A 14,865-nucleotide genomic window follows, 5' to 3' on the forward strand; every position below is an offset into this window, starting at 1 on the left:
TTTTAAGTTCTTTTGTCATATTATTTTACTTTTTATGAGGTTAATAATATGTCAAGCTATTTCAGTATAAGACAGTTTTGCCCAATAAAACAGACTGTTTTGTACGGTTAAGTTATTTGCCTTTGCTGCTGGAGGTAGTGAAAAGGGGAGCCACCTCTGGTCTGTTCTTATTGATGACGATGAGGTGGTTCATGTTGTAATGTATGGTCACCAATCTTTTTTCGGTGTCTATATCGAAGTTGTCCATGCCTTGCTCCAAGGGGATAAATTTGGGGATGAGCGGTTCTGCATAGGTCTTGGCAGCTGGGGCGTGTGCTATTTCTACGTCACTTATAGGCAGCCGAATGCCCAAGTCGCTCATGCGTCGTCCTTCTGCCAAGAATATTTCTTGGCGCATCAGGTAGATAAGTTCTAACAAAGCGTCGTTGTCTTTGCATTCATCTATCATCTCTGCAGTGACCGATGTACCCGACACCGTGGGAACTTGTATCAGATGCGGCGATTTACGATTCAACACCAGTCCACTGCGGTATGGGGCATTGGGCGATGCTGCCACTCGGTAGTCAGCTGCATCGGGATAGTGTTTGAATCCACCATTATACCGTCCTTCCAATTGGTCGTTAAGTTGCTGTTGTACTGGTCGTTTAGCAACCAGCAGCAACAGTTGATTTAATTCTTTCTTTGCTTGTTGCGATTGTCCTTGAGACAGGTAGGCTTCTGCCAAAATGAGATAATTTTCTTCGGCTTTTGCAATACTGATAGGGCATTCATCGGTTGACTTCAGCTGGAAGTATTTTGGATCGAGGAAGTCGAGACGGGGTAGTGGCTGGTACATTGTTTTCCAAATAACATCTTGCATGCTGTTGGTCACATTGTTCTTGCCATCAAAGGTTACTTGCTCTATAAAGTCGTTGCTATTTTGCAGTGCCAAGTTACTTTCTTCAATAGCATTTTGCGCCTTTCCCATCACATAGTATACTCTTGCTTTGAGGGTGTGTACCAATGCTTTTTCGTGATTGTTATTGGCATACGTCAGTGCTTTGTCAAGGGTGGTTTTCGCCAGTTGCAGTTGGTCATTTGCTGGTAGCGGATTGCCTCCTACAGTGGTGGGTAAGGCTCGAAAGTTCTCACCTGCCAGCAAGAAGGCATAGGCTTTCATCGTATGTAACTTGAACAGATGTTCTGCGGTGGTGTGTTTGTCGTGTTGGCTCACCGTATTGATGCCATAATCGGCAGATTCACGCAAATTAGCAACCAAGCGTTGCAGGTCGGCAATGTCAGGATCGGTGTTTTTCAGTTCTGGCTTGTCAAACACTTTGCTTTCACGCGTATAGTTGTTGAAATAGTTATCAGAGATAATTTCGGTATGAAGACAAAATTTGGCAATGGTGGTAGCAAATGCTTTCTCTGCACCGTTGACCCATATATCCATGGCACGATCTGATGCTAAGTATGTGTCTTCTCCAACATTGGGGTTCTCTACTTCGGTTGGCTCTATCAGACTGCAAGAAGCGAGTATGAACGTAAGTGCCAATCCTGTGCTATGTGTAATGAACTTATTCATGTTTTACAAATTTAATTGAATGGAAATGATGTATTGACGAGGCATAGAATAGGTGGAATAATTAAGTCCACCTGTCGCTACGGCACCTTGCGACCGTGCCCCTGCAATAGTGGCTTCGGGATCTACAGAAGCTGCTGTAAGGCTCAGGGGGTTGTACACGTTCAGTCCGATGTTTACTGCCTTGACAGGTGTCCTGCCCGATGTGAAAGTGTGTTTGTAGCTCAAGGCGATGTTCCTTATCTTTAGAAAGTCGGCTTTCTCTACAAAGTAATTGGTAAAGTTGAGCCAGCTTTTCTTTTGTGGTTTTCCCATGAGAGCCGCTTGTGGTATGGCGTCATCTTTCAGTCCTTTGGAAAAGCGGAACTGTCGGTCGAACGAATGCACGTACGAGCCTGCTTGGTAGTCGCCACTCATAGTGAACTGCCACGACCGATAGTTTACATTTAGCATCATGTTACCATAAAAAATTGGCACCGTGCGTCCTAAATCTTGCATTTGCTGTACTTCCTTCAGAGTACCGTCTTCGTTGAGTATGGCTTTGTTTCCTCGTAAAAATCCTACTGATTTACCTTCTTCAACTACTGTCTGAATGGTGCTGGGACCAAAGCCCCCTATGGCAAAGGGTATTGCTCCTCCCGTACTCAGTACTTTGTTGTGACTGGTATTGAACGATGTACGCAGACTTACACGCCAATCCTTCGTGCGGATGGGAGTGATGAGAGTGTTGATTTCTACTCCATGATTAAGGATATCACCGATGTTTGCCAAATAGTTGGCTGCTTGTCCCGATGAGGGGAGCGTGGGAATGCTGAACAGTGCATCGAGTGTACGAGCATGATAGTAGGTGAAGCCAATGGAGCAAAGGTCGTTGAAGAGGGAGCCTTCGAATCCTATCTCAAAGGCATGTTTCTTCTCGGGACCTAAATTGGCATTCCCGTATTGTCCAAATGTAGCGGCTAACTTACCTTGAAAGGAACTGATGTCCACTGTCTTTTGATAGGCGAAGGGTGGTGGGTAACTGCCTGCCACTCCATAGTTGCAAAACCAGCGTAACGTGGTGAGTATGCGACGACTCACGAGTGAGCGCATAAAAGGCTCATCGGTCATTACGTAAGACAGACCTACCTTTGGGTAAAACTGCCACCTTACATTCTCGCCAAAGGCTGTATTGTAGTCGATGCGAGCACCTAAATCAAGATAATAGCGATTTAGCAATCCAATGTTATCTTGTACGTAAAATCCGTAGCTGTGTAGGTAGCTCATCCATTCGTCAGCTTGTTGTGTTCCTGCTCCCGACATCACTTTTGCTCCGTCGCGTACGTTGGAGCCATTGTAAATAGCCTGATGATCGTGGTTGTTGAAGTATTGAAATCCAGCAGTGACAATGTTACTAATGCCGTGTTCAAAGTATGCCTTGTGTTGTGCATTCAGGTCGGCTGTCAGCCCAAAGTAGGTGCGGTCGAAATTGTTGATGCGCCCAGCGTCTGTAGTACCTATGGGCTTTACTTGGGTGTGAACCAAATACTGGTTGGTTACAATTTCTTTGTTGCCATTGGCACGGTAGTCCAATCCAAAAGTTCCCTTTAACGTGAGATTTGAAATAGGCTTATATATAAGCACTTGCGAAGTTTGGAATCGCTTCACAGACTCCTTGTAGTTTTGTAGCGCTTCGGCTTTGTCCACAAAAGCTTTCATTTGTGCAAATTGGTAGTCGTCTACTGCATCAATGTCGGCATTGAAATTGTGCTGTGTGCCGTCGGCTGCTTGGTACTTCATGTTGGCTGCGGCAGCGCCCTCCGTAAACCATAGCCCAGTGTAAAAGCCCTGATTACCATTGCGACTGCGTCTGTAGTCCTCTGCTACAAAGCCAAACGAGTTTTGATATTCCAAAGTGCGGTGTAATCGCGCATGCGAACCAAAGCGTATGTCGTACCTTTTTTGTTCGTTGTTGTTGTGAATAATGATTCCCGTATTACCACCCATACTGGCTCCTAAGCTATACCCAAAAGTTTGATTGCCACCCGACAGGGACAGGCGATACCGCTGTTGAAAACCAGTTTGGTTGAGCAATTCGCGAGTACGTCGAAAGTGATAAAACTGTGTGGTAGGTACGTCGCACCCCATTTCGGCTGTTACAGTGGCTTGGAAGCCTGCTTCGGTACCTTTCTTTGTAAAAATCTGTATCACACCATTGGCAGCATCCGACCCATAAAGCGTGGTGGCAGCTCCTCCCGGTACATATTCTATGTGGTCGATGTTCTCAATGGAGATGTCGCTGAGCGTACTCGACGATGCCATCTCGCCCATGGGCATGTCACCAATGGTGTATGGATTGGCTCCATATCCATGTTTTGAATAATTAAGGATAGAACCGGTATTGAGGTTGTCGATGCGTACACCGTCTATATATATAATAGGTGTGGAGTTGGCAAAAGCCGATGACAATCCTCGTGACTTGATGATAGAGGTGGTTCCTGGCTGTCCGTTGGTAAGCGACAGTTGCACATTGGGCAGTGCATTTTGCAGCATTTGGTCGATACGAGTGGCAGGTGTCTTCTGCAGATCGCTTGCTGATATCTTCGTTACCGACGACGACAAACGGCGGCGACGTATAGCGTTGCCTTGTCCTGTTACTACAACCTCATCAAGATTGATGCTGTCCAAGAGATTTTTGTCGTTGTTCTCTATTTTGTTTACACCTGCCAAAGGGTTGAAATCCTTGGGCATTATAGACTTTGCATCGGCTGTTTTCGCAAATAGGATGCAAGCCACGAGGCACGCGCTGTGCCATAGGGCAAGTTTTTTCATTGCTGTTAATGCGTTTGTAATTATAAAAAATAATTGTTGTCAAATACAATCTGCTTACCTTATAAAGGTTCAAAAAACGGTGCAAAGTAAACTATTTTTCGGCAAATATCAAAGGATATGGTCTAAATTTACTTTACAAAATGATATTTGCCTTCCATAAAAGTTTAATCAATTATTTTTTTTGCCGAGTATTCAATTAAGGCTTTTCATTGAACAACTTTGGTTATTTCGCTTATCTATAGACGTTTAAGGCTGGTTCTATAAATTAGCTTTGTTAGATTTTGAGCTTATTTTTGAGGTCAAAATGCAAGAGAGTGAAGGAGTGTAGCGAGCTACACGACTGAACGAACTTACATTTTGAACCAAAAACAGAGCAAGCCGAATACAATCAAACTTGTTTTGAATTGTTGAGGCGCAGCCTGTTTTATATAAAAAGAAGCCAAAAGAAAACAAAACGTATTTCATAAAATTTTAATGACTATATGCGGTGGTAATTTATAGAACCAGCCTTAAGGCTATAACCTTAATCTTTCTCGTTAGGATTTCCTGTAAATCATTGCACAATGGTAAATAACTTTGATGTTTCAGACAAACGTTGCTCTTGGATAAGGTGACATGAATAAACTTCACATCAAACCGCTGGTACAGGGAAAAGCTTAAAACATCGCTTGTTATTGTGGATGCGATTACTTCATGAACATCAAATAAACGGCACATAGTAAACAGCCAAATGCAGCAATGTGATTCCAGTGCAAGCTTTCGTTTTGAAAGAAAATAGTGGAAAATACGCCAAACACTGTAAGACTAACAACCTCTTGAATGACTTTGAGTTGTACCAACGAGAAAGGTCCTCCATTGTCTGCAAATCCGATACGATTGGCTGGCACTTGGCAACAATATTCCAAGAAAGCCACGCACCATGAGAAGATAACAACAGCAAACAGAGGCCAGTTAGAACTGACCCCTGTTTGCTGTAACTTAAGATGGCCATACCATGCCAACGTCATAAAGATATTACTACAGATGAGTAATAGAATGGTATAGATACCCGTCATTTTTATTTTTTCAATTGTTCGTCCATACTTGACGCAGCTCGACGCCCATCACCCATGGCAAGAATGACAGTAGCTCCACCTCTTACAATGTCACCACCGGCATATACTTCGGGTTTATTAGATTGCATGTTCTCATTCACAACGATGGTGTTCTTTCTGCCCAGTTCCAGTCCTTCGATAGAACGTGGAACAAGTGGGTTAGGACTCACACCGATGGCAACAACAACCTGATCAACATCTAAAGTAATGGTTTCGCCCTCAATAGGTTCGGGACGACGGCGTCCGCTGGCATCGGGCTCACCCAACTGCATGACTTGCAAAACAGCTGATTTTACTGCCCCCTTTTCATCCGTCAAATACTCAATAGGATTGTGTAAACACATAAAGTGGATACCCTCTTCCTTGGCATGCTTCACCTCTTCTAAACGTGCGGGCATTTCTGCTTCGGAGCGTCTATATACTAAGGTCACATCTGCCCCAAGTCGTTTGGCGGTTCGACACGAGTCCATGGCTGTGTTACCACCGCCAACAACCATTACATGCTTGCCCAAGTTGATAGGAGTATCGGATGTTGGATTAGAAGCATCCATCAGGTTCACACGCGTGAGGTATTCGTTGGACGACAGGATGTTGATAGCATTTTCGCCAGGAATACCCATGAAATTTGGTAGACCCGCACCCGATCCAACAAAGATACCCTTAAAATTAGCATCTTCTAATTCTTGTATCGTAATCGTTTTGCCCACAATGCAATCCGTTTCAAAATGAACACCCATCTTGCGAAGGTTTTCTATTTCAACGTCTACAATGTCATTGGGGAGCCTGAACTCTGGGATGCCGTATTTCAATACACCACCAATTTCATGTAAAGCCTCGAAGACGTGTACTTCATAACCATATTTTGCCATATCGCCAGCAAAACTTAATCCTGCTGGTCCTGAGCCGATAACAGCGACTTTGATACCATTGGCAGGCTGCAAATCGGGGAGTGAACTCTTTCCGCTTTCACGTTCATAGTCTGCAGCAAAGCGCTCCAAATGACCGATAGCTACTGCTGGTTCCTTCATCTTCAGATGTATACAACGGCTCTCACACTGTTTTTCCTGTGGGCATACACGTCCACAAACAGCAGGTAGGGCAGAGGTACTCTTCAACACTTTTGCAGCAGCGAGGAATTGTCCACGCTCTATATTTTTGATAAACGAAGGTATATTGATATTTACAGGACAGCCTTCTACACAGGTGGGCTTTGCACAATCGAGGCAACGCTTAGCTTCTGTCATTGCCATTTCTTTGGTTAAGCCTCTGTTGACTTCTTCTCTTAGAGTTGTAGCTCTGTACACTGGATCCAATTCTGGCATTTGGACGCGCGAAATAGCGGTGCGTTCTTTTGGTTTCATGGAAGCCCGAAGTTCTTTTCTCCATTCTGCATTGCGATCAGTGAGTACATCTAACTTATCCTCGGTTGGCTCTACATCCATCTTTATGTTAGGTTTCGGCTTCACTTGTTTTTGCTCTACCGCTTCCTTGTGTGCCTGCAAACGCTCCAAATCTATGCGTTCCACATCCTTGAATGTTCCCATTCGTTTGAACATCTCGTCCCAATCGACTAAAGCACCATCAAATTCAGGACCATCAATACAAACAAATTTTGTTTTTCCACCTATGGTGAGACGGCAAGCACCACACATGCCAGTTCCATCAACCATAATGGTGTTAAGAGACACATCGGTAGGGATGTTGTACTTTTGGGTAAGCAAACAGCAAAATTTCATCATGATAGGAGGACCTATGGCAAAGGCCTTGTCGACATGCTCTTGCTCTATAAACTTCTCCATACCTACGGTTACCACGCCTTTTTCTCCATAGCTGCCGTCATCTGTCATGATGATAACTTCGTCAGAATTGGCTCTTACTTCATCTTCCATGATGATAAGATCCTTGCTTCTGCCTGCTAAAACGGACAACACTCTGTTACCTGCCTTCTTTAATGCTTTGATGATGGGCAACATAGGTGCCACACCAACACCTCCGCCAGCACAGAGTACGGTTCCAAACTTCTCAATGTGGGTGGCATTTCCTAATGGTCCTACAACGTCTGTCACATAATCGCCCTCGTTAAGCTCACATAATTTGTAGGAAGATTTACCTACCTTTTGTACTACTAATGTGATGGTACCACGTTTTGGGTCGGCATCAGCAATAGTTAAAGGCATGCGCTCTCCGCGTTTTCCTGTTCGTACAATCACGAAATTACCAGCTCTTCGACTCTTAGCAATGAGTGGTGCTTCGATTTCAAACAAGAATACCTTTTCGGAAAATTGTTTTTTACGAATAATTTTATTCATAATCGTTTTTTGTATTAGTAATTTAGGTTATATAATAATCAATATTTATAGTTTGTTTTATGAGTAGACTACGCTGGCCTGAGATGCGGTATTTACCAATCGAATTGGTAGCCAATGGAAAACACATAAGCAAAATTTGTTCCTTGTAGCTTGGAATTGACCATGTAATAATCATGCTTCCACGCGTCTGCACTTCCCGTATCAGTGACTCCAATATTCCACCTTATATCCAGCACAAAGTTATACAATTCGTATGAAATTGCCACAGGAATGGTCAAATCAAATGTATTTAATTGTCCTTCCATATTACGATCAATCATGGTAGGGACATCAATGCTTTCTTGTCTGCTTCTTATACTGATAGCAGGTTGAATGCCTGTTTTTAATGCGAAGCCTTTGAAGATATACCAATTGGCTGTGATAGGGAAGGCGATATAATCGTGCTTCCAAACAAACATATCTTTGCCAGAACTATTATAAATACCTCCCATAGGGGCATAGTTTACGCCTCCGCTGACAGATAGGTGCTTAAAATATCTTTTTTCGATATCCACACCAGCCATAACACTTTTTCTAAAGTCAAGGTCTCCGTTAAACATACTTGCAAAGCTGTAGCCAACATAAGGCTTGAAGGTCATGCCGCCCACCTTATGTTGTGCTACACTGTGGATTGAAAGAAATAAGAAAAGAAAAGTATAAATATATTTACACTTCATTATACTACTTATTTTTAGAAGTTCTGGTCATCAATCATTTCAAAACCGCAATAGGGTACCAAGGCTTTTGGCACACGGATACCATTGGGTGTTTGATTGTTTTCAAGGATGCTTGCAACGATACGTGGCAATGCAAGTGCAGAGCCATTGAGTGTATGGCAAAGTTCTATCTTGCCATCGTCCGTGTGACGGTAACGGCATTTCAAGCGATTAGCTTGGTAAGTCTCAAAGTTAGAAACAGACGAAACTTCAAGCCATCTCTTTTGTGCAGCACTCCAAACTTCAAAATCGTAACATATAGAAGAGGTGAAGCTCATGTCACCGCCACAAAGTTTCAAGATGTGATAGGGGAGTTCCAGCTTTTGACACAAGCCTTCCACATGATTCAGCATTTCTTGAAGAGATTGATAAGAGTGTTCTGGGCGATCAATCCGCACGAGTTCTACTTTATCGAATTGGTGTAAGCGGTTAAGCCCGCGCACATCTTTACCGTAAGAGCCAGCCTCACGACGGAAACATGCAGAGTATGCACAACGCTTAATGGGCAAATCTTTCTCGTCTAAAATCACATCACGGAAAATATTTGTAATAGGAACCTCAGCTGTAGGAATCAAATACAAATCATCCAATTGCACGTGATACATTTGTCCCTCTTTGTCTGGTAATTGTCCTGTTCCATATCCTGAAGCCTGATTAACCACAAAAGGAGGTTGAACTTCGAGATATCCTGCTTTGCGAGCTTCTTCCAAGAAGAACGCCTCTAAAGCTCGTTGGAAACGTGCCATCTTACCTATATATATAGGGAAACCAGCTCCAGTAATCTTAACGCCTAAATCAAAATCGATAAGATTGTATTTTTTGCACAAATCCCAATGGCACAATGCGTTGTCTGGTAAATCCGGAATAACACCTCCTTCTTTAACAACGACATTATCAGAGGCATCTTTCCCTTCTGGAACGTCAGCATTTGGAATATTAGGAATCGTGCATAACAATTCGGTTAATTCGTGTTCTGCCGTTTCCATTGCATCTTGAAGAGACTTTGCTTCCTTCTTTAAGTCTGCCACTTGAGCTTTTATCTCATTGGCCTCGTTCATCTTCTTATCTTTCATCAGCCCTCCAATCTTTTTAGAAAGCTGGTTTGCTTCTTGCTTATTCTTGTCAAGTTTCTGTTGTGATTCCCGACGTTTTTTATCGATGTCCAGTACTTGAGCAATGGTCTCTTTCGCGTTTTCAAAGTGTTTCTTTTCTAATCCTTTTACCACACGTTCAGTTTCTTCACTGATGAGTTTAAGTGTAAGCATATCTATTTTGTTTTAAATATTTCGTTCTGTTCACAAAGTTACTATTTTTAATTGAATCCAGTACATTGAATGGAGATATTTTAGTAGTTTGTCAAAGTGTTTTTCATTTTAAGTCAAGTTTCTGTACTACTGATGGTTGTTTGAGAAGATATGAATAAAAGTTTGTTTCATAATGCAAGAATCCCAATCCTCTGTAGAGAATTGGGAATCCTGTTGTTTGTTTGGAATAAGTTTGAAAATTGTTAAGCTTCTGCTTTTTTCATTTTTTCTGCGTAAGCTTCTTCTGAAAGAACAGAAACGGTACTCTTGTCTTTACGACCTTTTTGGAAGTAAACGATACCATCACTTAAAGCATATAGTGTATCGTCTTTGCCCATTCCTACATTCTGTCCTGGGTTATGCTTAGAGCCACGCTGACGAACAATGATGTTGCCTGCGATGACACTCTGACCACCCCAAATCTTTACGCCTAATCTTTTCGATTCTGAATCACGGCCGTTCTTAGAACTACCTACACCTTTCTTATGTGCCATTGTTGAATTCCTCCTAAAATTTAAGCGATTACTTGTTTAACTTCTACTTCAGTGAACTGCTCGCGATGACCATTCTTCTTACGATAGTCTTTGCGACGCTTCATCTTGAAAACGATGACTTTGTCACCTTTCACAAGAGGGTTCACAACTTCTACTACTACTTTTGCACCTTCTACTGTGGGTGCGCCGACAGAGATTGCTCCTTCTTTGTCTACCAAGAGCACTTTGTCGAACTCAACAGTTTTTCCAGCTTCAACATCTTTCATGTGATGAACAAAGAGCTTCTTGCCCTGTTCTGCCTTAAACTGCTGACCGTTAATTTCTACGATTGCGTACATTATTAATTAATTATAAACGGGTTTCTCCGCAAGGCGACTGATACATCTCAGTACTTCTTATTGCCAAAACGGACTAAATCGGTTGCAAAATTAATCATTTTTATTGAGTTATGATACTCTTTATACAAAAAGAGCGTGCCTTTTTAAGAGACATTAACGAACGAATCCCTCTTTTGATGCAATTTCTAACAAAACTATCTGTCACAAACTTGAAAAATACTATTACTGGATTCAATAAAATAGCGCTTATAGTGTTAAGATTTCAGTAAAGTAGGAATCGAATAGTTTGCGGATGTTTTTCGGTTCATCTTCAAAGATTCCATAAATTGCACTACCACTACCTGACATGGATGCATAAATGGCACCTTGCTGATAAAGCTGCTCTTTGATGACTTTTAACTCGGGAAATTCTTGGAATACAGGTGTTTCAAAATCGTTGAACAATTCGTCTTTCCAGCATTTTATCGGTTGATGAATGATATCTTTGCACGATACAGACGGTTTTTTTACATTGATTTGCTGATAAGCTTTTTTGGTAGAAATAGCAATGTCGGGCTTGATAAGTGCAAGTTTGTATCCTTTGAGCAGGTACGATGAGTTTGATATGGGTTCTAAAACGTCACCAATACCAGAGGCAAAGCAAGGTTCAGACTTAATAAAAAAAGCACAATCAGCGCCAAGACGAGCTGCATAGTCTTTCAGCTTGTCAATTGTTAAGTTCAAAGAGAATTGTTCATTCAACAACTTCAGCATATATGCCGCATCACTGGAGCCACCTCCCAATCCTGCTTGTGTTGGAATTTGCTTAAATAAGTGGATATGGATTTTAGGTAAATCAAAATCATTAGCCAGCAGCCTATAAGCCTTAACGACCAAGTTATCAGTGTCTTTGCCTGGTATGAAATTGCCCGTTATCTTGATATCACATCGAGTGTCTGACGGAAAATCTTCATCCATAGGAGTTATCTCAAGGGCATCATGAAGTGGGATAGGGTAGAAAACGGTTTCGATGTCATGATACCCATTCTCCCGAACACCCACTACTTGAAGTCCTAAATTTATCTTAGCACATGGAAATACCACCATATTCTTTTACTTGTTTTATTGCTTATTAGCGCATCTTCGTGATACAGTTACTTTTTACTCATCGTTTGGTACGAATCTTCCACTCCTTTTTTCACCTTTTCTACATACGCATCAATCACTGCTATCGCAGTAATATTCACGATATCGCGAACAGAACATTCGAAATCCGTGAAGTGAATTGGCTTTTTCAGTCCCATTTGGATAGGACCGATGATTTCGGTATCGGTGTCTAAGGCTTGCAGAAGTTTATAACTTCCATTCGCACTACTAATATTTGGAAATACTAATGTGTTCACCTCTTTTCCTTTCAAACGAGTAAAGGGGAACTTATCATCACGCAGTTTGCGATTCATGGCAAAGTTAACCTGCATTTCTCCATCCACTGCTAAGTCAGGAAAGTCAGCTTGCAGTTTTTCTACAGCCGTATGAACTTCATGTGGACTCCACTCAGAATCGGAACCAAAGTTAGAATAACTAATCATAGCCATGACTGGTTCGTCATTGAAAAACTTGACCGAATGGGCACTCAAACGAGCTATGTCATACAGAACTTTTTCGTCAGGTCGACGATTAATCAATGTATCAGCAATGTAATATATACCTTTTTTGGTGTCCAAAATATGCATAGTACCAAAGGTGTCGTAACCAGGACGAATCCCGATAACTTCTTTGGCTACTTTAATGGTGTTCGAATACTTTGTATAAAGCCCTGTAATAAAAGCGTCTGCATCTCCATGCTCCACCATCGACATACCAAAATAGTTGCGCTCGTACATCTTGTCATACGCTTCGTCAAAAGTATATCCTTGTCTTTCGCACTTTTCTGCCAAGTGTTTAGCGAAGGCAGCTCGTCTGCCTTGCTCTTGATCAGCGCGCATATCAACGATTTCGACACCTTTTAAATCAATCTTGAGTCTGTTGGCTAATCGACCTACACGGTCGGGATTACCTAATAAGATAGGATGACAGATTCCCTCCTGCATCGCCTGAAAAGCAGCTTTCATCATGGTAGGATGCTCTCCCTCTGCAAATACGACACGTTGTGGATGTCGCACAGCGGAGGCATGGAGCTTTCTTGTGAATTTTGATTCTTGTCCAAGCAGCTGCTTGAGCGATTCCCTATATGCGCCCCAGTCTTCTATTGGCGTTCTTGCCACTCCGCTTTTTACCGCAGCTTTCGCTACCGCAACACTGACTTCTGTAATGAGTCGTGGGTCGATAGGCTTGGGAATAAAGTATGCAGGACCAAAAACTAAGTCATTGATGTGATACACTTCATTCACTACATCAGGGATGGGTTGCTTTGCTAAGTCTGCTATTGCCTGAACAGCAGCCATTTTCATCTCTTCGTTAATGGCTTTTGCATGGACATCCAACGCTCCTCTAAAGATATATGGGAACCCGATGACGTTGTTAATTTGGTTGGGATAGTCACTTCGTCCTGTGGACATTATCACGTCAGGTCTGCTCTCTATGGCTTCTTCATAGCTTATTTCTGGAATAGGATTTGCCAATGCGAACACAATAGGGCGATCCGCCATGGAGCGTATCATGTCTTTTGTGAGCACCTTCCCTTTCGAGAGACCCACAAAAACGTCTGCACCTTTAATCGCTTCCTGTAGTGTGTGTATGTCGGTACGATTGGTCGCAAAAGCTGCTTTTTGTGGATTCAGGTCTTCTCTGTCAACTGTTATCACCCCATGAGAGTCTAACATCACAATGTTTTCTTTCTGAATTCCGAGTGCCATATACAGATTGGTACAACTGATAGCTGCTGCTCCAGCGCCATTGATAACGAGTTTTGCCGTTTTCACATCCTTGCCCGCTACCTCTAAAGCATTCTTTAGACCTGCTGCAGAAATGATAGCTGTGCCATGTTGATCGTCGTGCATCACTGGAATGTCCAATGTCTTCTTTAATCTTTGTTCGATATAGAAACATTCTGGGGCTTTGATATCCTCTAAATTGATGCCACCAAAAGTAGGCGCAATGCGTTCTACCGTTTCACAAAACTTTTCAGGATCTTTCTCATCCAATTCGATATCAAACACATCAATCCCACCATAAATCTTAAACAGCAAGCCTTTTCCTTCCATGACAGGTTTGCCACTAATGGCTCCAATGTCGCCAAGACCTAAGACGGCAGTACCATTGGAAATCACTGCCACTAAGTTTCCTTTGTCGGTGTATCGGTATGCATCGTTTGGATTGCTTTGTATTTCTAAGCAGGGATATGCCACTCCTGGCGAATAAGCTAAGCTCAAATCTGTTTGTGTGCGATAAGGTTTAGTTGGCTTTACTTCTATTTTTCCAGGGCGTTCACCCTCATGATAAGCCAAAGCGGCTTCTTTTGTAATTTTAACCATAAAGTTTGATTCCTAATGAAACAAATGAGGTTCATAGAAGAGATGAACGACTAACGCATTTTCTCTATATCACTGAACCTATTATATAATGAACTTATAACATTCAAGCAAAGTTAGTAAAATTCCATGAATACTTGGCGTGGTTTATTGTTTTTTTTGAAACTTTCCTTAGAAGGAAAAAGTACTTTTTTTATCTCATTGGCTCATAATTCGGAAAATTTATCTAATTTTGCTTGATAATCATTGGTCACTATGCGTAAAAATAACAGTCAAAATTCTTACAGACAAGAGTTGCGTGAGCGTATCTTAGCTACGGCTATGAATGAATTTTATACCAAAGGAATCAAAGCCGTTAAGATGGATGATATTGCCAAACGCCTTTCCATATCAAAACGCACGCTGTATGAGATTTATCAGAATAAGGAAGAATTGTTGTTAGAAGGGATGAAGGCTTCCGAAGCAGAATTTGATGCACACATGAAAGCCTTTTCTTTCCAACAAAGCAGCAATGTAATGGATATTCTGATTGAGTCTTATCATTACCAAGTCACCAAATTAGCTAAAATAACGCCTGCGTATTATGAAGATCGGGTCAGTCGTAAAACCCAGTTGCACCCCTCCCTCTCATGCACATAATTTCATAAGCCTGTAAAGGAAGAAAGGAATATCTGTTACTCCCCTGAACTGTGCCCTGAAGGCTTTGACTTTTGCGTTGAAGGATTCAGCATTGGCATTTGTGGCTCTGTT

Annotated in this window: 11 protein-coding genes and 1 pseudogene; 1 reads left to right on the forward strand and 11 read right to left on the reverse strand. The window is 42.1% G+C overall.

All coding sequences use genetic code 11. From position 1 onward, the window contains the following. Window positions 1–112: 112 nt before the first annotated feature. The 10 genes from DEM91_RS10195 to DEM91_RS10240 form a co-directional block, all read right to left on the reverse strand. Window positions 113–1,564, reverse strand: coding sequence for a hypothetical protein (locus DEM91_RS10195; RefSeq protein ID WP_249858853.1), 1,452 nt, complete (start codon window positions 1,562–1,564; stop codon window positions 113–115). A 3-nt stretch (window positions 1,565–1,567) separates the two neighbouring features. Beyond that, on the reverse strand, window positions 1,568–4,291 hold the full coding sequence (locus DEM91_RS10200) for a TonB-dependent receptor domain-containing protein (RefSeq protein ID WP_249858860.1): 2,724 nt from the start codon (window positions 4,289–4,291) through the stop codon (window positions 1,568–1,570). A gap of 767 nt (window positions 4,292–5,058) precedes the next feature. After that, the gene (locus DEM91_RS10205; protein WP_008121840.1) at window positions 5,059–5,427 is read right to left on the reverse strand and encodes a DMT family protein; all 369 of its coding nucleotides are present in this window, start codon (window positions 5,425–5,427) and stop codon (window positions 5,059–5,061) included. Between the two features lie 2 nt (window positions 5,428–5,429). Next, complete coding sequence (locus tag DEM91_RS10210; RefSeq protein ID WP_249858854.1) at window positions 5,430–7,775, reverse strand: bifunctional dihydroorotate dehydrogenase B NAD binding subunit/NADPH-dependent glutamate synthase; 2,346 nt, start codon at window positions 7,773–7,775, stop codon at window positions 5,430–5,432. A 92-nt stretch (window positions 7,776–7,867) separates the two neighbouring features. After that, complete coding sequence (locus DEM91_RS10215) at window positions 7,868–8,491, reverse strand: outer membrane beta-barrel protein (protein ID WP_249858855.1); 624 nt, start codon at window positions 8,489–8,491, stop codon at window positions 7,868–7,870. A gap of 14 nt (window positions 8,492–8,505) precedes the next feature. After that, window positions 8,506–9,795 carry a serine--tRNA ligase gene (gene serS / locus DEM91_RS10220; RefSeq protein WP_249858856.1) on the reverse strand — a complete coding sequence of 430 codons (1,290 nt, stop codon included), beginning with the start codon at window positions 9,793–9,795 and terminating at the stop codon, window positions 8,506–8,508. 242 nt (window positions 9,796–10,037) lie between these two features. After that, window positions 10,038–10,328, reverse strand: a complete 291-nt coding sequence (rpmA, locus tag DEM91_RS10225) for a 50S ribosomal protein L27 (RefSeq protein WP_008121848.1) — start codon at window positions 10,326–10,328, stop codon at window positions 10,038–10,040. A 20-nt stretch (window positions 10,329–10,348) separates the two neighbouring features. Then, window positions 10,349–10,666: a 50S ribosomal protein L21 gene (rplU, locus tag DEM91_RS10230; protein ID WP_102188168.1), complete on the reverse strand. Its 318-nt coding sequence runs from the start codon at window positions 10,664–10,666 to the stop codon at window positions 10,349–10,351. Between the two features lie 246 nt (window positions 10,667–10,912). Next, a complete protein-coding gene (ispE, locus tag DEM91_RS10235; RefSeq protein ID WP_249858857.1) occupies window positions 10,913–11,752 on the reverse strand; it encodes a 4-(cytidine 5'-diphospho)-2-C-methyl-D-erythritol kinase in 840 nt (279 codons plus the stop codon). Window positions 11,753–11,799: 47 nt separating this feature from the next. Continuing rightward, window positions 11,800–14,118, reverse strand: coding sequence for an NADP-dependent malic enzyme (locus DEM91_RS10240; RefSeq protein ID WP_249858858.1), 2,319 nt, complete (start codon window positions 14,116–14,118; stop codon window positions 11,800–11,802). A gap of 252 nt (window positions 14,119–14,370) precedes the next feature. Between DEM91_RS10240 and DEM91_RS10245 the strand changes: the two genes are divergently transcribed. Next, window positions 14,371–14,754 (forward strand): TetR/AcrR family transcriptional regulator, encoded by a 384-nt coding sequence (locus DEM91_RS10245; protein WP_249858859.1) that lies wholly within the window; start codon window positions 14,371–14,373, stop codon window positions 14,752–14,754. Here the strand turns inward: DEM91_RS10245 and DEM91_RS10250 are convergent. Further along, window positions 14,743–14,865 (reverse strand): annotated as a pseudogene (locus DEM91_RS10250) (transposase); the annotation flags it as partial. The gene DEM91_RS10245 and the pseudogene DEM91_RS10250 overlap by 12 nt on opposite strands.

The sequence above is a fragment of the Prevotella sp. TCVGH genome, assembly GCF_023522295.1.
Classification (GTDB): Bacteria; Bacteroidota; Bacteroidia; order Bacteroidales; family Bacteroidaceae; genus Prevotella; species Prevotella timonensis.